The following is a 307-nucleotide window of genomic DNA, read 5'->3' on the forward strand; positions in this document are numbered from 1 at the left end:
GGTTGGCGACGGTGTCAAGCCAGTGACGCACTTGGCGATTGAGATCCTGCAGTCCGGTGAAGGAACGTACGCGTGGCCAGAAGTTCTTTCGAACATAGCCAACACCGTTCTCTACTTTCCCTTTGGTTTGCGGTCGGTATGGTTTGCAGCGGCGCAGCACGAAACCGTAATGGTGAGCAAACCGCTGGAACTGCTCGTTCCAGAGCGTCTCGCCGTTCTCGTCCTGCCCGTTTACGACCGTTTTCATATTGTCGTAGAGACAGTTCCTGGTCATGCCTCCGAAGTACTCGAAGGCTCTCGTGTGACA

General features: G+C 55.0%; 1 pseudogene. It reads right to left on the reverse strand.

What is annotated here, in order from left to right:
• A pseudogene (locus tag PPOP_RS19145) lies at window positions 1-274 on the reverse strand (IS21 family transposase); the annotation flags it as partial.
• Between the last annotated feature and the right edge of the window lie 33 nt (window positions 275-307).

Source organism: Paenibacillus popilliae ATCC 14706 (genome assembly GCF_000315235.1).
GTDB classification, from domain to species: Bacteria; Bacillota; Bacilli; order Paenibacillales; family Paenibacillaceae; genus Paenibacillus_B; species Paenibacillus_B popilliae.